This window comes from Staphylococcus sp. GW823-FHT05F06, from assembly GCF_058795495.1.
In genome coordinates, this window is sequence record NZ_JBXAHW010000017.1 from 15615 (window position 1) to 34899 (window position 19285).

Annotated in this window: 18 protein-coding genes and 1 pseudogene; 10 read left to right on the plus strand and 9 right to left on the minus strand. The window is 33.0% G+C overall.

What is annotated here, in order from left to right:
- The first annotated feature begins 62 nt into the window (after positions 1-62).
- Entirely contained in the window at positions 63-1112 is a 1050-nt protein-coding gene (locus AC1Q7N_RS10070; RefSeq protein WP_049388486.1) for a glycerophosphodiester phosphodiesterase, read from the plus strand.
- Between the two features lie 191 nt (positions 1113-1303).
- Here the strand turns inward: AC1Q7N_RS10070 and AC1Q7N_RS10075 are convergent, their stop codons facing one another.
- From AC1Q7N_RS10075 to AC1Q7N_RS10100, 6 genes and pseudogenes are all read right to left on the minus strand, one after another.
- The gene (locus tag AC1Q7N_RS10075) at positions 1304-2548 is read right to left on the minus strand and encodes a Glu/Leu/Phe/Val family dehydrogenase (RefSeq protein ID WP_049387580.1); all 1245 of its coding nucleotides are present in this window, start codon (positions 2546-2548) and stop codon (positions 1304-1306) included.
- Between the two features lie 108 nt (positions 2549-2656).
- Entirely contained in the window at positions 2657-3847 is a 1191-nt protein-coding gene (locus tag AC1Q7N_RS10080; protein ID WP_002439062.1) for an ornithine--oxo-acid transaminase, read from the minus strand.
- Between the two features lie 221 nt (positions 3848-4068).
- Positions 4069-4758: pseudogene (locus AC1Q7N_RS10085) on the minus strand (transposase).
- A gap of 282 nt (positions 4759-5040) precedes the next feature.
- The gene (locus AC1Q7N_RS10090) at positions 5041-6168 is read right to left on the minus strand and encodes an NADH-dependent flavin oxidoreductase (protein ID WP_002456949.1); all 1128 of its coding nucleotides are present in this window, start codon (positions 6166-6168) and stop codon (positions 5041-5043) included.
- Positions 6169-6488: 320 nt separating this feature from the next.
- On the minus strand, positions 6489-6869 hold the full coding sequence (gene ygs, locus AC1Q7N_RS10095) for a S1 domain-containing post-transcriptional regulator Ygs (protein WP_001831918.1): 381 nt from the start codon (positions 6867-6869) through the stop codon (positions 6489-6491).
- A 296-nt stretch (positions 6870-7165) separates the two neighbouring features.
- Complete coding sequence (locus AC1Q7N_RS10100) at positions 7166-7759, minus strand: peptidylprolyl isomerase (protein WP_001831922.1); 594 nt, start codon at positions 7757-7759, stop codon at positions 7166-7168.
- 65 nt (positions 7760-7824) lie between these two features.
- Here AC1Q7N_RS10100 and AC1Q7N_RS10105 point away from each other — a divergent pair, with 65 nt between their 5' ends.
- The 9 genes from AC1Q7N_RS10105 to AC1Q7N_RS10145 all read left to right on the plus strand — a co-directional run bounded on the left by AC1Q7N_RS10105 (position 7825) and on the right by AC1Q7N_RS10145 (position 15622).
- Positions 7825-8205: a kinase-associated lipoprotein B gene (locus AC1Q7N_RS10105; RefSeq protein WP_049387429.1), complete on the plus strand. Its 381-nt coding sequence runs from the start codon at positions 7825-7827 to the stop codon at positions 8203-8205.
- Between the two features lie 193 nt (positions 8206-8398).
- Complete coding sequence (locus tag AC1Q7N_RS10110; RefSeq protein ID WP_001832516.1) at positions 8399-10804, plus strand: Na+/H+ antiporter subunit A; 2406 nt, start codon at positions 8399-8401, stop codon at positions 10802-10804.
- Positions 10797-11225: a Na+/H+ antiporter Mnh1 subunit B gene (gene mnhB1, locus AC1Q7N_RS10115; protein WP_001831999.1), complete on the plus strand. Its 429-nt coding sequence runs from the start codon at positions 10797-10799 to the stop codon at positions 11223-11225. Before AC1Q7N_RS10110 ends, mnhB1 begins: the two co-directional genes overlap by 8 nt.
- Complete coding sequence (mnhC1, locus tag AC1Q7N_RS10120; protein WP_001831949.1) at positions 11225-11572, plus strand: Na+/H+ antiporter Mnh1 subunit C; 348 nt, start codon at positions 11225-11227, stop codon at positions 11570-11572. Before mnhB1 ends, mnhC1 begins: the two co-directional genes overlap by 1 nt.
- A complete protein-coding gene (gene mnhD1 / locus AC1Q7N_RS10125; protein ID WP_038399241.1) occupies positions 11559-13055 on the plus strand; it encodes a Na+/H+ antiporter Mnh1 subunit D in 1497 nt (498 codons plus the stop codon). The genes mnhC1 and mnhD1 overlap by 14 nt, the downstream gene beginning before the upstream one ends.
- Position 13056: 1 nt before the next feature.
- Positions 13057-13536, plus strand: a complete 480-nt coding sequence (locus AC1Q7N_RS10130; protein ID WP_021298734.1) for a Na+/H+ antiporter subunit E — start codon at positions 13057-13059, stop codon at positions 13534-13536.
- Positions 13536-13829 (plus strand): Na+/H+ antiporter Mnh1 subunit F, encoded by a 294-nt coding sequence (mnhF1, locus tag AC1Q7N_RS10135; RefSeq protein ID WP_001831940.1) that lies wholly within the window; start codon positions 13536-13538, stop codon positions 13827-13829. Before AC1Q7N_RS10130 ends, mnhF1 begins: the two co-directional genes overlap by 1 nt.
- Complete coding sequence (mnhG1, locus tag AC1Q7N_RS10140) at positions 13807-14163, plus strand: Na+/H+ antiporter Mnh1 subunit G (protein WP_001831900.1); 357 nt, start codon at positions 13807-13809, stop codon at positions 14161-14163. The genes mnhF1 and mnhG1 overlap by 23 nt, the downstream gene beginning before the upstream one ends.
- A gap of 304 nt (positions 14164-14467) precedes the next feature.
- Positions 14468-15622, plus strand: a complete 1155-nt coding sequence (locus tag AC1Q7N_RS10145) for an NAD(P)-binding domain-containing protein (protein WP_002497566.1) — start codon at positions 14468-14470, stop codon at positions 15620-15622.
- A gap of 58 nt (positions 15623-15680) precedes the next feature.
- Here AC1Q7N_RS10145 and AC1Q7N_RS10150 read toward each other — a convergent pair whose 3' ends face one another.
- The 3 genes from AC1Q7N_RS10150 to AC1Q7N_RS10160 all read right to left on the minus strand — a co-directional run bounded on the left by AC1Q7N_RS10150 (position 15681) and on the right by AC1Q7N_RS10160 (position 19061).
- Entirely contained in the window at positions 15681-16055 is a 375-nt protein-coding gene (locus AC1Q7N_RS10150; RefSeq protein WP_001831899.1) for a hotdog fold thioesterase, read from the minus strand.
- A 22-nt stretch (positions 16056-16077) separates the two neighbouring features.
- Complete coding sequence (locus AC1Q7N_RS10155; protein ID WP_002439048.1) at positions 16078-17394, minus strand: Na+/H+ antiporter family protein; 1317 nt, start codon at positions 17392-17394, stop codon at positions 16078-16080.
- A gap of 185 nt (positions 17395-17579) precedes the next feature.
- A complete protein-coding gene (locus tag AC1Q7N_RS10160; RefSeq protein ID WP_002456945.1) occupies positions 17580-19061 on the minus strand; it encodes a M17 family metallopeptidase in 1482 nt (493 codons plus the stop codon).
- Between the last annotated feature and the right edge of the window lie 224 nt (positions 19062-19285).

Below are 19285 nucleotides of genomic sequence, written 5' to 3' on the forward strand. Positions count from 1 at the left end.
CTTTCATCCTTTCAAATTGATGTACGTTTAAGTAGACATACTATTTTTGAAAGGATGTTTTTATGTTTAAATCTAAGAAAATAATCATTTCAACTTTATCTACCGTTACACTGGGTTTAGCTAGTTTAAGTTCCCCTTCGATAGCTGAAACTTCGAACCACTCTCCAGCACCAAACCAATCAGAGAAATCGATACAACAACAAACAAATATTCCATCTAATATGAATCAATCATCAGCTAAAACATTTAAACGACAAGCTGAATCAGACTCAGTAAGTGGTAAAACAAACGATACTCATAATCATTGGACTAAAAATTTAACTGGAGAGAAATTTACAACCATTGCACATCGTGGCGCAAGTGGTTACGCCCCAGAACATACTTTTGAAGCATATGATAAAAGTCATAATGAATTAGGAGCATCTTATATAGAAATCGATTTACAACGTACTAAAGATGGTCACTTGGTTGCTATGCATGACGAAAAGGTCAATCGTACAACTAATGGTCATGGACGTGTCGACCAACTTACTTTAAAAGAGTTAAAACAACTTGATGCAGGAAGCTGGTTTAATCGAAAGCACCCTGAATATGCCAAAAATAAATATAAAAATGCTAAAGTTCCTACTTTAGACGAAATTTTAAATCTCTATGGCAAAAATGCAAACTATTATATTGAAACTAAATCGCCAGATGTTTATCCTGGCATGGAAAAACAATTATTAGATACATTAGATAAACATGACTTGTTAACACAAAAATCACTTAAACATGGACATGTGATGATTCAATCATTTTCAGGGCGTAGTTTAGAAAAGGTACATCACATGAACGCCAATATACCACTTATTAGACTAATGAATAAATTTGAACTTAAAAAAGCTACTAATCAAGATTTAAAAAATATTAAATCTTATGCCATTGGAGTAGGTCCTGAATACACAGATTTAAATATTAAGAACACAAGACATTTAAAAAATTTAGGATTTTTAGTTCATCCTTATACAGTTGATGATGAAAATCAAATGAGAAACTTAAATCAATATGGTGTTGATGGTGTATTCACTAATTTTGCTGATAGATATAAAAAAGTTTCAGAAACACAACAATAAAATATTAGCGTTGAGTTGAACTGACTTCATATTGATTTTATCGTCGCATTTTACTTACAAACATTTGAGAAAGTATTACTTTTAACATTAACTCACAATTAATAAAATTATCAATTGCATAAACATGATAGAAACCCTAAGACTATCATCTGATGTCTTAGGGTTTCTATCATATACTTATAATATTTTTCTTATGCCCAACCTCTATATCTTGCTGCTTCAGCAGTACGTTTAATACCTACTATATATGCTGCTAATCTCATATCAATTTTTCTATTTTGTGACAATTCATAAATCGTATCAAATGCTGTTACTAACTTCTCACGTAGTTTGTCATTGACTTCTTCTTCAGTCCAATAATAACCTTGATTATTTTGTACCCACTCGAAATAAGATACAGTCACACCTCCTGCACTTGCAAGTACATCCGGCACTAGTAATATATCTCTTTCTGTTAAAATACGTGTTGCTTCAGGCGTCGTAGGGCCATTAGCAGCTTCAACTACAATGCTTGCTTTAATATCGTGCGCATTATCTTCAGTGATTTGATTGGAAATTGCAGCAGGAACAAGGATGTCACAATCCAATTCGAATAATTCTTTGTTAGAAATTGTATCTTCGAATAGATTTGTAACTGTACCGAAGCTATCACGTCGATCTAATAAATAATCTATATCAAGTCCATTAGGGTCATGTAAGGCTCCATATGCATCACTTATCCCAACTACTTTAGCACCTAAATCGTATAAGAATTTAGCTAAGAAACTACCTGCATTGCCGAAACCTTGAATCACAATTTTGGCATCTTTAATATCCATGCCATGACGTTTTGCCGCTTGTTCAATTGCAATGACTACACCTAAAGCTGTAGAGCGATCACGTCCTTGAGATCCACCTAATACAATAGGTTTGCCTGTTATAAAACCTGGCGAATTAAATTTATCTAATGCACTATACTCATCCATCATCCAAGCCATAATTTGAGAGTTTGTAAAAACGTCTGGTGCTGGAATATCTTTGTTAGGTCCAACAAATTGAGATATAGCTCTTACATACCCTCGAGATAGACGCTCAACTTCGTGTATACTCATTTGACGTGGATCACAAACAATACCGCCTTTACCCCCACCATAAGGTAAATTAACAATGCCACATTTTAAAGTCATCCACATTGATAATGCCTTCACTTCTTCTTCATCAACTTCTGGATGGAAACGAACGCCACCTTTAGTAGGGCCAACTGCATCATTATGTTGTGCACGGTATCCAGTAAATGTTTTAACTGTCCCATCGTCCATTCGTACTGGAATGCGCACTTGTAAAAATCTAATTGGTTCTTTTATAAGGTCATACATACCATCATCAAAGCCCAACTTGTGTAATGCTTCTTTAATAATCCCTTGAGTGGAAGTTACTAAATTATTATTCTCAGTCATGATCCTATTCGCCTCTTTTTACTAAATGATTTCGCTTTCATTCGTAATTGTAACACAATTGAAAGCATTTTAAAGATTTTCTAAATTAATTGTTACAACTATTTGAACCTATGCAAATACACTCTTAATCTTCTCTAAAGCCATGTCTAACTCTTCTTTCGTTATCACTAATGGAGGTGCAAATCTAATAACGGTGTCGTGAGTTTCTTTACATAATAATCCTTGTTCTTTCAAAGCTTCACAATATGGTCTGGCACTTTCATGTAATTCAATACCGATAAATAATCCTCGTCCCCTAACTTCTTTAATAGATGGATGCTCAATTTTTTTCAATTCAGACTTAAAATATTCTCCTAATTCTAATGAACGACCAGGTAAATCCTCGTCAATAATGACATCTATAGCTGCAATAGAAACTGCACACGCTAGTGGATTTCCACCAAATGTAGAACCATGTGAGCCAGGAGTAAATACATCTAATACCTCATTATCTGCAAGAACTACCGAGATAGGAAATACCCCTCCACCTAACGCTTTTCCTAAAATATAAACATCCGGTTTTACATAATCCCAATCCGTTGCAAATAATTTTCCTGAACGTCCTAATCCTGCTTGAATTTCATCAGCAATAAATAAAATTTGATGTTCATCACATAATTCTCTAATTGTTTTCAAATATCCTTCTGGTGGTACGTTAATCCCTGCTTCTCCCTGTATAGGTTCTACTAAAATTGCTGCTGTATTTTTATTAATTGCTGCTTTTAATTGATTAAAGTCACCAAACTCAACTTTTCGAAAGCCATCTAACAATGGACCATAGCCTCGTTGATACTCAGCTTCTGAAGACAATGATACTGGTGCCATCGTACGTCCATGGAAATTACCATTAAAAGCGATAATTTCAGCTTTGTTCGGCTCAATACCCTTAACATCATAAGCCCAACGACGAGCAGCTTTTAAAGCTGTTTCAACCGCTTCTGCTCCCGTATTCATAGGCAATGCTTTGTCTTTACCTGCGAGTTTACATATTTTCTCATACCATTGACCCAAATTATCACTATGAAAAGCACGTGATACTAAAGTGACTTTATCTGCTTGATCTTTCAATGCTTGAATAATTCTTGGGTGTCGATGACCTTGATTCACTGCCGAGTAGGCCGAAAGCATATCCATATACGTGTTACCTTCCGGATCTTTCACCCATACACCCTCTGCTTCAGAAATAACAATTGGAAGTGGAACGTAGTTATGCGCCCCATAGTGATTTGTTAAGTTAATAATTTTTTCAGATTGAGTCATAAAATCTCCCCTTCGTTTTCGAATAAAAACTTATTAACAATATCATAACTGATTTCTATCGACTCTCAAACTTATTTTTTAATATAACAATAAAATGAATCAATATCGTCATAATCGAAAAATTGAATTGTATGAAACAGACTAAATCTTGATGCAAAACATATATGTAAGCCCTTACATTTATAATGACATAACGACTCTATCATTGACAAGTTATATCGCTAATAAACAATTAATTTCAATAAAATAAAAAGAGTCCGGAACATAAAGTTCCAGGATAAGTAAATAAAGACAATTTCTATTGAAATAATATAAAAATTGTCTTTTTTATGATTTTTTTATAATTTTCAGCTCGTTGAGCTGGTACTTTTCTTATATTAAGTGTCATTAGCACAAGTCCTAGTTCTCTTTTGTCTTTATTTATCCCTCGAACGGACTTTCGAGTGAAACTCAAAATAGGCTTCATAATTCCAAAAACAGACTCCACATCAATTTTTCTTTGACTGTAGATGGTTTTTGCTTTTCGTTCTGAAAGCTTTTGATTAATTTGGACATTGAAATATTCCCAACTATAATTCTTCATTATTTTTTTATTTGTTTTTGAATCGATTAATCGTTTTATAAGAAGGCTTTTGATTTTATGATAGCCACATCATTCGGATATTATCATTAAGTAATTTTTCTATCTTACGTCCTGAAAACACAGATTGGGTGTAGGCATATAAAACTACTTTTAACATCATTTTTGGATGATATGATGTTGCACCTCGATGATGTCTGAATTCATCGAATTCAGTCTCGGGAATTGTTTCTATAATATCATTTACATGTCGTGAAATATCATTTGTGGGGATAAGAACTGAAGTTTCCATTGGTAGAGTAAGTTGAGTCATGTTATAATCTTTATACATAAGGCACCTCGTTAATTTTGTTTATTGGTATTTATTAAATTTTACGAAAGACCTTATTTTTTTAAGTATTTCATTGTGAAATTACATATAAACACAAAGTATTTTGGCGAGACTCTTGAGGGAGCAGGACAAGCTGAAGCTGTCCCCTAAGAAAGCGAGCCAACAATACGAAGTATTGTAAATAAACAGCCAGTAAATGAATTTATGAAAACTCATTTACTGGCTATTTTGCTAGGAATTATGTCCCAGCCTCGAATAGATACATTTAGATATACCATTCAATTATTTGTCTTTTCGAGGTAATGGATAGAATCCTTGATTAAACTGTTCCCAAAGATTTGGTGTTAGATAATGTTGGTCTTCACGATTAGGATCAAAAGCATTTATAATTTCGTCTTCTCGACCTTCTTTTATTTTAGCAACAAAATCATAATCAAGTAGAATTTCACGACCTAATGCAACAAATTCAACTCCAATGTTTTCAACAGCATTTAGTGCATCTTCAGCTGTAAAGACAGAACCTATACCAATAAGTGGCATACGTCCATTTATCCATTGATGAATAAGTTCCAAGCGATTTTCACCTTTATATTTACCTTCTCGCGTAACTGAGTTAACATCCATTAATGACACATGAATATAATCAAGTGGTTTATTTGCGATTTGGTGAATTAATTCTTCAGTTATCTCCATTGAAATACCTGGTGATTCCGCTTCTTCAGGTGACAATCTGTAACCAATAATAAAATCATCATTTGCATGAGCTTTTTTAGCTTTAACAACTTCATCTATAACAGCAACAGGGAATTTATAGTTATCAGCCCAAACATCATTTCTTCTATTATAGTAAGGAGAAACAAATTGATGAATAAGATAATGGTTTGCGCCGTGAATTTCAACGCCATCAAAACCTGCTTCAATTGCTCTTCTAGTTGCTTCACCAAAGTCTCTAATAGTTTGTTCAATTTCTTCAGCAGTCATCTCACGAGCATCATGTTCTTCTTGTTGACCAAAACTTTTAAGAGAAATAGCACTTGGTGCAACAACATCTCCATCAGGTGTTAACTCTGGTAAAGCTTGAGCACCTCCATGATGAATTTGGACTATTGCTTTCGCACCATTTTTCTTCATAACTTGAGCAAGTTCTTTTAACCCTTCGATATCTGAGTCATGTGCAACAGAAGGTTGACCAGGAAATGCTTTGCCTACATCATTAACATTACTTGCTGCATTAATTGCAATCCCTACATCTTTAGAACGTTTCTCAATGTAAGGTAATTCTATATCTGAAATTGTTCCATCATCATTTGATGAAGTATGTGTAAGAGGAGCTAAAACAAAACGATTTCTTACTTCAACACCATTAGGTAGTGTTAAAGATTTAAATAAAGGTTCATATTTATTATTCATATTTTTAATACTCTCCTTGTTTAATGATGTTATGACTATAGCATGCTAGTTACATACTATTCTAATTATTTGCTTACAAATTATTTATTCTCCAATTATAAAAATGCTAAGCATAGTTAATTACATTCAACAAATAAATAATAACTATCTAAAATTCTTTTATTTTCCCTTATTGAGATCATTGTTTATCCAAAATAATTATTAACTTTAATTAATAAAAAAGACAATCTTAACAACACATTGTTGTTTAAAGATTGTCGTTATCATGTGATTGATTGCATATATCACAACATCACATGTTGGCACGAATTGACAGTCGTTTAGTCATTGTGAATTGCACGTTTTGACTGTTTGATCCAGACCGGTAAGCGTTCTTTAAGTGTTTGAAACCCATACTTTTCTGTTTCTCTAATTTCATCTAAGACAGACTGTTTTTCTTTTTTACGCTCATAATTTTTAAAGTAATCATTATCTTTTAAGGACAAATTTAATTTACCTTCATCATCAATTGATAATATTTTTGCTTTAACAACCTGTCCTTCAGATAGAAATTTCTTTAAATTATGGACATAATCATCCATAATTTCTGAGATATGGATAAGCCCTTCAGTATGGTCAGGGGTCTCAACAAATGCGCCATACGGTTGAATACCAGTCACACGTACCTTGATATGTTGACCTACTTTGTAGTGATGATTCAACTTGATAACCCCTTATTTCGATTTTCTTAACACTCATATCATAGCATAAATCAAATATCTCGACTAACTATAACCATAATAAAATTCATTAAATTTTAAAAACTGGTTCCTTATTGTATTGTTTTGCAAATGAATCTATAAACTATTGGATTAAAATTATCATTATATTAAAATACCTGAGACAAAATTTGCCTCAGGTTATAAATTGTTGATTTGATTTTATCTCTGAAAATAAATACTGACTTCATACACTTTATACAATACAACAAAACTTATAGTTGCAATTAAAGATTAAATTATTCTTCTACATCTATCGATTCAATGACTACATCATAAACAGGTTTGTCTTGAGCACCAACTTTAGTATTTGCAATATCTTCTAAAGTTGATTCACCCTCAATAAGTTGACCAAATACTGTATGTTTTTGATCTAACCAAGGCGTACCACCTTTTTCACCGTATGCTTCTACAATAGGTTGAGGCCATCCACCATCTGCTAATTGACTTAACATATTTTCAGGCACTTCCTTCATTTGGACAATAAAGAATTGAGATCCATTTGTATTAGGACCTGCATTAGCCATTGATAATGCACCGTAAAGGTTAAAAGCTTCTAGAGAAAATTCATCTTCAAAAGCACTACCATAAATACTTTCTCCGCCCATACCAGTTGCAGTTGGGTCCCCACCTTGTACCATAAAATCATTGATAACACGGTGGAACGTTACACCATCGTAGTATCCATTTTTTGAATGTGTCACAAAGTTTTCAACTGTCTTTGGAGCAATGTCGGGAAATAATTTAAATGTCATGTCACCTTTATTTGTATGCATAACTACTTTAATTTCGTTATCTTGAATCTCTTTATTTAACTGAGGATAGTTCGTCATTTCAATTCTCCATTCGTGTTATGATATAAACATATATTAACATATATGAAAGGAAGTAATATAGGATGTTATATCGATTTTCTCACAAGACTGGTGTTTATGGTGTAAGTGTCAAAGAGGAAACTGGAAATCAAATACTCGTACAAATTGAACAAGTAATTAAACATCCCAAACAAGGTGATTTACACCACCCCAATGAAACAGAAGGCGTCTTTTTTCATGAACGTAAAGTTTTAAGCCATTTTGAGAAACGTTACGCTACACCTTCTCAACTTCGTGAGTTTAATGTCGAGGCCATGCCTTATGAAGACTCACTTCAACATGCTATTACACATCTTGAGAATCAACTAAAAAAAGAGAAGACAGAGTATTCTCGATTGTCTTTAAATAATTTAAATCGTTTAAAAGAAGATTACGCTATTCAATATAAAAGACACTTCGACTAATCCATATTAAATTTTTAGTAATAAAGCGAAATAATTATTCATATAGTTAAAATTTTCGAACAAATTTTGACGTGTTTCTTCTTATTTAAAAGAGTCTTTAAATCAAGAGTTTCAAGCAGTTACATGGTTTTTCAGAAGAAGCGCAATGATGTATAATATGTGTCGTAAATAAATTTTAAAGGAGGAAAACATAGTGAGTTTGTTACATATTGCGGTACTATTACCGTTAATATTTGCACTCATTATTCCATTCCTATACCGGTTCGTTAAACGTATACATTTAGGATGGTTTGTATTACCTGTTCCTATTGTCTTATTTATATATTTCATATCATTGATTTCAATGACGATGTCAGGTAATAACGTAATGAAAAACTTAAATTGGATGCCACATATTGGAATGAATTTTAATTTATATGTGGATGGTCTCGGATTATTATTCAGTTTGCTTATCACTGGCATAGGAAGTCTAGTGGTTTTATATTCTATCGGATATTTAAGCAAATCAGAACAACTCGGGAATTTTTACTGTTATTTATTACTATTTATGGGTGCAATGTTAGGAGTTGTACTCTCTGATAATTTTATTATTTTATATTTATTTTGGGAGTTAACTTCTTTCTCTAGCTTTTTATTAATCTCTTTCTGGAGAGAGAAAAAAGCTTCAATTTATGGTGCTCAAAAATCTTTAATCATTACCGTATTAGGTGGCTTGAGCATGCTAGGTGGTATCATTTTACTTTCCCTAGCTACTGATACTTTTAGTATTCAGGCTATGATTTCAAAAGCAAGTGACATTCAAAATAGTCCTTTCTTTATCTTAGTAATGATACTTTTTATGATTGGTGCATTTACAAAATCTGCACAAGTGCCTTTTTATATTTGGTTACCAGATGCTATGGAGGCGCCTACGCCAGTGAGTGCATACCTTCATTCTGCAACGATGGTAAAAGCAGGACTATATCTAATCGCAAGAATCACACCTATTTTTGCAATATCCGAAGGTTGGGTATGGACAATTACACTTGTTGGTTTAATCACCCTATTTTGGGCATCACTCAATGCAACAAAACAACATGACTTAAAAGGTATTTTAGCTTTCTCAACTGTGTCTCAACTAGGGATGATTATGTCTATGCTTGGTATTGGTGCTGTAAGTTATCATTATCAAGGCGCTAATAGTCAACTTTATGTTGCTGGATTTGTTGCTGCCATATTTCATTTAATTAATCATGCCACGTTTAAAGGTGCACTATTTATGATTACAGGTGGTATTGATCATTCAACTGGTACACGTGATGTTAAAAAGTTGGGCGGTTTACTTACAATCATGCCTATCTCATTCACGCTTACAGTTATTACAACATTAAGTATGGCTGGTGTGCCGCCTTTTAACGGCTTTTTATCAAAAGAGAAATTCTTAGAGTCAATGATTAATGTTACACATTTAAATTTAATGAGTTTAAATACTTTAGGTATTCTTTTACCAATCATTGCCATTATTGGTAGTATTTTCACATTTGTATATTCAATTAAATTTATATTGCATATATTCTTTGGTTCTTATAAACCTGAAGCTCTGCCAAAACAAGCGCATGAATCTTCAATTTTAATGCTTATTTCACCTATCATTTTAACATCACTAGTTATAGTATTCGGTTTATTCCCAAGTATATTAACGCAATCTATTATAGAGCCGGCATCTGTAGCAGTTAGTCAAACATCAAATATAACTGCTGAGTTCCATTTATTCCATGGTATAACTCCAGCATTCCTATCAACAATAGGTATTTATATTATTGGTATTTTATTATTAATTTCATTTAGTTATTGGGTTCGTTTATTACAAGCACATCCATATCAGTTAACGTTGAATCATTGGTATGACACTTCAGGCCAACGTATTCCAGGATATTCCGAAAATATAACAAATAGTTATGTTACAGGTTTTTCTAGAAATAATTTAGTGATTATCTTAGGTATTCTCATTGCTTTAACTTTTGTTACAGTCATCAGTGTACCCTTCAGTATTGACTTTAAAAACGTGAGTCATTTACGCGTATTTGAAGGTGCAACAGTATTGTTTTTACTGATTGCTTCAACTTTCATTATATTTGCAAAATCACGTTTGTTTAGCATTATCATGTTAAGCGCTGTGGGTTACGCTATATCAGTATTATTTATTTTCTTTAAAGCGCCCGACTTAGCATTAACACAATTTGTAGTGGAATCTATTTCTACAGCATTATTCTTACTATGCTTTTATCACCTACCTAATTTAAATCGCTACAATGAAAAACCAACCTTTAAACTGACAAATGCTGTGATTTCAATTGGAGTGGGATTATCAGTGATTATTTTAGGATTAATTGGCTATGGTAATAGACACTTTGACTCTATTACTAAATTCTATCAAGAACATGTTTTTGATTTAGCACATGGTAAAAATATGGTAAATGTCATCCTCGTAGATTTCCGTGGTATGGATACTTTATTCGAGTCATCTGTACTAGGTATTGCAGGTTTAGGCGTATATACAATGATTAAATTACGATTAAAACAGAAAAATCAATCAAGTGAGGTGAATGACCATGAATAGACAACAAAATAACCTTATCTTTCAATACGCTGCCGTGATTATTTTCTTCATGGTCATTGTGTTTGGCTTTTCATTATTTTTAGCTGGACATTATACACCTGGTGGCGGTTTCGTTGGTGGTTTGCTTTTCGCTAGTGCATTATTAGTTATTACAATTGCATATGATGTAAAAACGATGCGAAAGATTTTTCCTTTAGATTTTAAAATCTTAATTGGTATTGGTTTATTATTTTGCGTGGGTACACCATTAACAAGTTGGTTCATGTCTAAAAACTTTTTTACACATGTCACTTTTGACATCCCTTTGCCTTTACTTGAACCTATGCACATGACGACAGCGATGTTTTTTGATTTCGGTGTTTTATGTGCAGTTGTAGGAACTATTATGACTATAATTATTTCGATTGGAGAGAACGAATAGTGGAAATTATCATGATCTTTGTTAGTGGTATTCTCACATCTATAAGTGTCTATCTCGTTTTGTCTAAAAGTTTGATACGTATCATTATGGGGACTACACTACTAACTCATGCTGCAAATTTATTTTTAATTACTATGGGAGGTTTAAAGCACGGAACTGTTCCAATATTTGAAAAAGGAACATCAAGCTATGTTGACCCTATCCCCCAAGCATTGATTTTAACAGCTATCGTTATCGCCTTTGCTACAACAGCTTTCTTTTTAGTTCTTGCATTTAGAACATATAAAGAACTAGGCACTGATAACGTTGAGCTAATGAAAGGAGCGCCAGAAGATGATAGAGAGTAACTTGCTTGTTTTAACTTTAGTCATACCTATCCTAACTGCAATTTTACTCATATTTATTGGAAAGCGCCCAATAATAAAAAGATATGTTGCACTTGTCGGTACATTGCTAACATTGGTCGTTGCATTGATTAACTTAAAGAATGTGCTACGAGATGGACCAATCAAGGTTGAACTGGGCTCTTGGAAAGCCCCATACAGCATTGTATTTGTAGTCGATATTTTTAGCGCTCTACTCATCATCACAAGTATTATTATTACCATATTAGTCATTTTATACTCATATCGTTCTATCGGTTTAGATAGAGAACGTCATTATTATTATTTCTCTATCATGTTTATGTTGATTGGTATTATTGGCTCATTTACAACAGGAGATATTTTCAACTTGTTTGTGTTCTTTGAAGTCTTTTTAATGTCTTCATATTGTTTACTCGTTATTGGTACTACTAAAATACAATTACAAGAAACAATTAAGTATATTTTAGTCAATGTTGTTTCATCATCTTTCTTTGTCATGGGTGTTGCAGTTTTATATTCAGTTGTAGGAACTTTAAATCTCGCTCATATTAGTGAAAGATTGTCACAACTTTCTGTACATGACAGTGGCTTAGTCAATATTGTTTTTATTTTATTTATCTTTGTCTTTGCCACTAAAGCAGGCGTTTTTCCTATGTACGTATGGCTACCTGGTGCTTATTATGCCCCTCCAGTAGCGATCATCACGTTCTTTGGTGCACTATTGACTAAAGTGGGTGTATACGCAATTGCGAGAACTCTAAGTTTATTCTTTAATAATACAGTAAGCTTTTCTCATTATGTCATCCTTTTCTTAGCATTACTTACAATTATTTTTGGATGTATAGGTGCGATAGCTTACTATGATACGAAGAAAATCATCCTTTACAATATTATGATTGCAGTAGGTGTCATATTAGTTGGTATTGCTATGATGAACGAATCAGGCATGACTGGTGCAATATATTACACACTACATGATATGTTAGTTAAAGCTTCATTGTTCTTACTCATTGGCGTCATGTACAAAATCACTAAAACGACTGACTTACGTCATTTTGGTGGCTTGATAAAAGGGTATCCTATTCTAGGTTGGACATTCTTTATTGCAGCGCTAAGCTTAGCGGGTATACCACCTTTTAGTGGTTTCTACGGTAAATTCTATATTGTTCGAGCGACCTTTGAAAAAGGATTTTATCTAAGTGGTATCATTGTACTTTTATCAAGTTTAATCGTGTTATATTCAGTCATACGTATTTTCTTAAAAGGATTTTTCGGTGAAGTTGAAGGATATACTTTATCTAAAAAGGTAAATGTTAAATATCTAACAACTATCGCTGTTGCATCTACAGTTATTACTGTAATCTTTGGATTATCTGCAGACACGTTATTCCCAATCATCAAAGATGGCGCTGAAACGTTTGTCGATCCAAGTCAATATATTCATAGTGTGTTAGGAGGTAAATAGTTTGGCTATACAGTTTGTAATTAATTTACTTGTTTCTGTCATATGGTTACTTGTAACAAATAGCTATACCTTAAATAACTTTGTATTAGGTTTTATACTAGGTTTGTTTCTAGTTTATCTCCTGCACCGTGTCTTGCCTGGTCAGTTTTATTTAGTGAGAATATATAGAATTATAATGCTTATCATTACATTTTTAACTGAGTTAATAAAAGCAAACTTTGGTGTACTAAAAATTATTCTCAAACCACGAATTGAGAATAAACCCGGATTCTTTGTGTACGAGACGGAATTAGAACGTGACTGGCAACTTGTTTTACTTTCCAACTTGATTACGTTAACACCTGGCACAGTCGTTTTAGGTATTAGTGATGACCGTAAAAAGATTTATATCCACTCAATTGATTTCGGTACAAAGGAAGAAGAGATTCAAAATATCAAATCTTCATTAGAGAAGGTCGTTAGAAAGGTAGGCGAGAAATAATGCCTTTTAAAATATTTATTATTACAGCCTTAATTATTGTTGTCTTATCAATGTTAGCAATGTTAATACGTGTTATTTTAGGACCCTCTCTAGCAGACCGTGTCGTCGCACTTGATGCAATTGGTTTACAGTTAATGGCCGTGATAGCGCTATTTAGTATTTTACTGAATATTAAATACATGCTCGTCGTTATTTTAATGGTCGGTATTCTTGCTTTTCTAGGAACTGCAGTCTTTTCTAAATTTATGGATGAAGGTAAGGTGATCAAGCATGATAGCAACGATCGTCACTAGTGTCTCTATCATATTTGTTGTTCTTGGAGCTTTGATTAGTGCCTTTGCTGCAACGGGTCTCATTCGATTAAGGGATGTTTACTCAAGAGCACATGCAGCTGGTAAAGCAGCCACGTTGGGTGCGATGTTTTTACTATTTGGAGCATTTTTATACTTTATTGGCACTGAAGGATATGTAAATATGCAATTAATTATCGGAATTATTTTCGTATTTATTACTGGCCCTCTTTCAAGTCATTTAATCATGAAAGCTGCCTACAACATTAAAACACCATATACCAAAGATACTAAAATTGATGAAATTAAAGAGGATATGAAGCATACAAAACTATAATTCATACTTTAAGAGTTTTATACCAAAATTAAATTCAATAATTTAATAATTTTTTAAAATCGATAATATGATTAATACCTGGGACATGAACTAATGTTCCAGGTATTTTATTTTATTGTAACCTACTACTGAGTTGAAACCTTAATATGCCTTAAATTTCTTAATTTTCCTTCCCGTTACATCAAATTTAACATTAAAATTGTTTTGCTCCTCTTTAAATAAAAATGACACTTTGTAACTCTTTGCAAATTGTGGTATTATTTAAATCGTAATAATTACGTTTTAAAAGCAGAGGGGCGATTCAATGCACTGGACAATTATTGGTGGTGGCTTACAAGGAACCACCATTGCACTTAAATTAAAAAATGAAGGACTAAAAAATGAGGCGCTTACTATCATAGATCCTTACTCCTCATTATGTGAGCGATTTAATATTTATACACAACGTATTAGTATGCCATACTTAAGATCGCCTTTCGTTCATCATATTCATCCTAAACCTTTTCATCTCAAACAATATGCTAGATATCATCAGTATACTTCAGCTTATTACGGCCCGTATAAACGTCCTCAAAGAGATATGTTTATGCATCATGTTCATGATTTGATACATCAATTTAAACTTAATGATTGTCATATACAAGGTAAAGTCGAAGCTATTAATAAATCAAGAGGTAAATGGTGTATAAAACTATCAACTGGCGATAAAATGATTACCGATTGTGTTGTGATAGCAAATGGCTATACGCAAACGCCATTCATACCTGAAATTTTCAGAAATAAAGCGAATGTAAAACACATATTCGCTGATAATTATCATGCCTCTTTAGATAAAGATACTCAACATGTTGTTGGTTCAGGTATATCTGCTGCCCACCTCACTTTAAAATTATTAAATGAACACAATCACCAACTTGTTCATTTATGGATGAATAAAGATATTGAGATACATAATTTTGATGCTGACCCTGGTTGGTTAGGACCTAAGAAATTGAACTATCTTGCATCTATATCCTCATCAGATGCAAGAATGAAGTTAATTGAAGACGAACGTCATAGTGGTTCAATGCCTATGGAATTATTTTTAAGGTTAAAGAAATATGTGCAAAGTGGTCGACTCGTCATACATACGAGTCAAATTGATGATGTAACTGAATCCTATATTATCTCCGCTGGAAAATATTTTGAATATAAGCATATTTTGTTAGCTACTGGATTTTATAATCAATTGTTAACACAACCACTCATAAAAAATCTTATTCAAAACGAACAAGCACCACTTAATCAATCAGGTTATCCTTCTTTGTCAAACGAACTAGAATGGTTAAATCAATTATTCGTAGCTGGTGGACTCGCAGATTTAGAACTAGGTCCTTTTGCAAGAAATATAATGGGCGGTAAAGAAAGCGCTGAACGCATAAGTAAAGCATATAAACGTTTAAATAAGAAAATCTCTTAAACAAATACCCCGATAAGATTGTGAATTCTACACAATCTTATCGGGGTGTTCTGTTACATTATTGAATAGGTTTAATAGCAATCGTACCACGCATGACACTGATTAATTGGTCATGGTCATCTTTGATATCAATATTCCAAACTTGTGTTGTTTTTCCTTGATGTATTAAAGAAGCAAATGCTCTCACATGTCCTTGTCGAGTTGAGCGAATATGATTTGCATTCATTTCTAAACCTAGTGGAATAAATTGCTGCGTATCAATCAAATGAGCAGCACCTATCGAACATGCTGTTTCACCTAAAGCTAAACTTGCACCACCATGTAAATAGCCAAAGGGTTGCTTTACTTTATCTGTCACAGGCATAGACACTACTACTTTACCATCTTCTTTTTGTTCAATCTTCATTTCAAATGTTTCTAAAAGATTGGTCATAGTTCACACCTCATTTCAGTAGTTATAGTACCATAGCTGCTATCGTACCAAAAATCATAAGGGGAACATTATAAAACAAGAAATTCGGGATGCATGTATCACGAATATGATCATGTTGTCCATCAATATTCAAACCGGCTGTCGGTCCAAGTGTAGAATCACTTGCTGGAGAACCTGAATCACCTAAAGCACTTGCTGTACCAATTAAAGCAATAAGAGCCATTGTGTCTAAACCAATTGATGCTCCAAAAGGTATAAATAATGAAGCGATAATAGGTATAGTCGCAAAAGAGGAACCAATACCTAATGTTACAATAAGTCCAATGAGGTACATGACGATAATACTAATCAATTTATGATTTCCAGTTAATCCTGTTAAACTCTTGACCAAGCTATCTATATCACCTGTTGCATTCATCACGCCAGCAAACCCGTTAGCTGTTAGTATCACTACACCAATATAAGCCATTAATTTGACTCCATCTACAAACTGTTCATCGAGTTCATACCAATGATATGCTCTTGAAACAAAGAAAACAAGTACCCCAGCTAACGCACCAAAAATCATAGAATCTGTAAATGTCTGTACTAAAAACGTAGCTAGTATGGCAATGACAGTAACAATTAGCACATAAGGTTTGAGTTCAGTAATTTTTTCTCGATCATTTACATTACGTTGTTCATAAACGCGTGGCTTTCTATAAACAATAAATCCAAGTATGAGACCCACAACATATCCCATTGAAGGTATTAACATTGATTTCCATATCATATTCATCTCAATTGGATGGTTTGCTTTTTGAAAACCACTTTGAATGATTTGATGGAAAATTTGACCGAAACCATAAGGTAATAGCACGTATGGAAAACACAAACCAAATCCTATTACTAATGCAATAAGTCTGCGATCAATTCTTAAATCGTTAAACAAACTCACAAGTGGAGGTATTACAATTGGAATAAAGGCAATATGTACAGGAATTAAGTTTTGACTCATGATACTCATTGCTAACAATGCAATGATAATAATTATTTTAACCTTAACTCGGGAAAGTCTACTATTCTCAGCATGAATACTTGCAATAATTTTACCGACTAGATAATCAGTTATACCACTATAGGAAATCAAGGCAGCAAAACCACCAAGTAACGCATAACTTAATGCGACTTCTGCGCCATCTACTATATTTTTTCCAAAAACATTAATTACTTTTTCTAAATTCATACCTGATATTAATCCACCGACAAGTGCACTAATAAATAAGCTAATGACCACATTTAATCGACATAAACATAGTATAATCATTAATATGACTGCGATTACAACAGCATTTATCATTCTGCCCCACCCTTTATCACTCTATCGAACTAAAGTATTTATAAAATACATACTAGCAAGACATATATTTAATGTCAATGTTAAAAAAGACTCAACTATTATATACATTTAGTTATATTTAGTTGCTTATTTTCAATAACTGAAATATAACACTTAAAAATGTAATAAGTTGAGTCTGTATAACTTTATTTATATTTTTGTTGTAACCACTCTACAACTGTAGGTATCATGTAACCTGTCGGACCCTTTGGCCCTTTATATGTAGCACTTTTAGTTGTTGCAGGGCCCGCGATATCAAAGTGAATGTGTGGGATGTCACCACTAAAATGCGAAATAAATGCTGCTGCAAACAATGCTTTTCCTTGACCGTTCGTATGATTGACTAAATCTGCTACATCTGATTGTTTAATTAAATGTCTTTCAGTCTCTGTAATAGGTAATTCGAATACTTTTTCGTCTACATGACGTGCAACTGTTAATAAGTTTTTAAGTTCATTTTCAGCATGAGATTGGAAAGCAGCCGCCTTGTCATCACCTAAAGCTACAATCGCTGCACCCGTTAATGTAGCAAAATCAAGAATTAGTTGTGGTTTAAATTGTGTTGCATAGAATACTGCGTCACCTAAAACCATTCTACCTTCAGCATCACTATTCAACATTTCTACTGTTTCCCCATTAAGCGCAGTAAATACATCATCTGGTTTCATGGAAGATTCACCAATCATATTTTCAGCTGAAGCGATTATTCCTACAATATTTACAGGTAGGTTTTGCTTAGAGATCACATCAATCATACCAATAACATTGGCCGCACCGCACATATCATATTTCATAGTTTGCATACCTATCTTAGACTTAATACTATATCCACCGGAATCATATGTAATACCCTTACCCACTAATGAAATAGGTGGTTCATCAGCTTCTGCACCATAGTATGATACCGTAATTAATCTCGGACCATGATTAGAACCTTTACCTACTGCATGTATTAATCCAAATCCTTCATCTATAATTTGTCGGTAATCTTTGATATCTACACTAACGGAACTCCCTTCGAAATGTTTTTTTATTTCTTCGGCAAAATATTGGGGTGTTAAAATATTCGGAGGCATTTGACTTAGTTCACGAGCATAATTTATAGATTCACCCAATTGTTGGCCTTCGTTAATCTTCGTTTCTATATTATGCTCTGTCGTTTGTATATAGACTCTACCTTGATATGGAGGCTTTTTATCCGATTTATAATGGTCAAATTCAAAGATAGATTGTGCACTTTGTAAACCTAAAGTTTGACAAATTTCAACAATGTTACCATGTTTAGATTTGAAAGTATCTAACAATAATTCACAATCCGTGACATGAACGTCTTTTAAATATTGAAACAACTGACCCCAAACTTTTAATAAACGTTGATATGATAAGATTTTTAAGTTTCCTAGTCCTACAGTTAATAATCTTTTAGGCTTTTCATCAATGTAGATAAGCGTTGATGATATTTTGCCGATTGAGCTATTGATGACATGATATTGTTTTAATGTTTCTAATCGTTCTTTAATTAACGTCTTATGATATTTTATCTCACCTAATTGGTTGAGGTGATCTGGCACACCCACCACAATCGTTTCAATTGATGTTGGCGTATCTTGATTAATAAAAAATTGCATATAGATCCTCCGTTCCTCATTCTGTATAACAATAATTATAAGTTATGAACACCCCAATATTAAACAAAACCACTTTTTACTCTAACTCTAAATAAAAACCACTTTTGTTTAATTAAGTGTGAAATTCTTCTTCATCATATTTTTCTGATAAAAAACATACTAAGATTAGCTATGAAGAAATCTATGACGATAGATTTTTTCATAGCTATTTTTTATAGTTATAG

Bases quoted from the DNA above. Each gene is read 5' to 3' on its own strand.
- mnhD1 (WP_038399241.1), top strand. From the start codon at position 11,559: ATGATAGAGAGTAACTTGCTTGTTTTAACTTTAGTCATACCTATCCTA.
- AC1Q7N_RS10145 (WP_002497566.1), top strand. From the start codon at position 14,468: ATGCACTGGACAATTATTGGTGGTGGCTTACAAGGAACCACCATTGCA.
- AC1Q7N_RS10155 (WP_002439048.1), bottom strand. From the start codon at position 17,394: ATGATAAATGCTGTTGTAATCGCAGTCATATTAATGATTATACTATGT.
- AC1Q7N_RS10070 (WP_049388486.1), top strand. From the start codon at position 63: ATGTTTAAATCTAAGAAAATAATCATTTCAACTTTATCTACCGTTACA.
- AC1Q7N_RS10150 (WP_001831899.1), bottom strand. From the start codon at position 16,055: ATGACCAATCTTTTAGAAACATTTGAAATGAAGATTGAACAAAAAGAA.
- AC1Q7N_RS10080 (WP_002439062.1), bottom strand. From the start codon at position 3,847: ATGACTCAATCTGAAAAAATTATTAACTTAACAAATCACTATGGGGCG.
- mnhG1 (WP_001831900.1), top strand. From the start codon at position 13,807: ATGATAGCAACGATCGTCACTAGTGTCTCTATCATATTTGTTGTTCTT.
- mnhB1 (WP_001831999.1), top strand. From the start codon at position 10,797: ATGAATAGACAACAAAATAACCTTATCTTTCAATACGCTGCCGTGATT.
- mnhF1 (WP_001831940.1), top strand. From the start codon at position 13,536: ATGCCTTTTAAAATATTTATTATTACAGCCTTAATTATTGTTGTCTTA.
- AC1Q7N_RS10100 (WP_001831922.1), bottom strand. From the start codon at position 7,759: ATGACGAACTATCCTCAGTTAAATAAAGAGATTCAAGATAACGAAATT.
- AC1Q7N_RS10105 (WP_049387429.1), top strand. From the start codon at position 7,825: ATGTTATATCGATTTTCTCACAAGACTGGTGTTTATGGTGTAAGTGTC.
- AC1Q7N_RS10160 (WP_002456945.1), bottom strand. From the start codon at position 19,061: ATGCAATTTTTTATTAATCAAGATACGCCAACATCAATTGAAACGATT.
- AC1Q7N_RS10090 (WP_002456949.1), bottom strand. From the start codon at position 6,168: ATGAATAATAAATATGAACCTTTATTTAAATCTTTAACACTACCTAAT.
- AC1Q7N_RS10075 (WP_049387580.1), bottom strand. From the start codon at position 2,548: ATGACTGAGAATAATAATTTAGTAACTTCCACTCAAGGGATTATTAAA.